Origin of the sequence: Lysobacter sp. TAF61 (assembly GCF_052113485.1) — a bacterium.
Lineage (GTDB): Bacteria > Pseudomonadota > Gammaproteobacteria > Xanthomonadales > Xanthomonadaceae > Lysobacter_J.
The window spans coordinates 1-653 of sequence record NZ_JBFRDH010000035.1; the positions used below are offsets into that span (position 1 = coordinate 1).

Genomic DNA, 653 nt, shown 5'->3' on the forward strand with positions numbered 1-653 from the left:
GCCCTGTTGGCCAACACCCTGGCCACGGGCGCGGCCCTGGTGGTGCTGATCGGCGTGTTCGGCCCGATCTCCGGCGCGCACTTCAACCCGGTCGTGACCCTAGTGGCGGCGTCACAGCGCCGGCTGCCGTGGCTGGACGCGGCGCTCTATCCGGTGGCGCAGGTCGCGGGCGCCGTGCTGGGCGTCTGGATCGCGCACGCCATGTTCGGCGAGGCGCTGCTGCAGGTCTCGACCAAGGCGCGGGTCGGCCTGGATCAGGCGCTTTCGGAACTGGTGGCGACGTTCGGTCTGCTGGCGACCGTGCTGGGAACCACCCGGTTCGAGCCCAGGAGCACGCCGGTGGCCGTCGGCCTCTACATCACCGCCGCCTACTGGTTCACCGCGTCGACCGCGTTCGCCAATCCCGCCGTGACGCTGGCCCGGACCATGACCGACACCTTCGCCGGCATCGCGCCCGTCGGTGCGCCGGCGTTCATCCTGGCCCAGATCGTCGGCGCGCTGCTTGCGGCGGCGGTGTTCGGGTGGCTGCTGAAACCGGAGCCTGAGTCATGAACGACTTTCCGATCACCATCTTCCACAACCCCGCCTGCGGAACCTCGCGCAACGTCGTGGCCATGGTCGAAGCAGCGGGCTACGCGCCCCGGGTCGTCGAG

Annotated in this window: 1 protein-coding gene; it reads left to right on the top strand. The window is 70.4% G+C overall.

What is annotated here, in order from left to right; genetic code table 11:
• A partial coding sequence (locus AB4Y64_RS17725) for an aquaporin (protein WP_441817765.1) occupies nt 1–552 on the top strand: 552 nt, incomplete at its 5' end.
• Nucleotides 553–653: the final 101 nt, after the last annotated feature.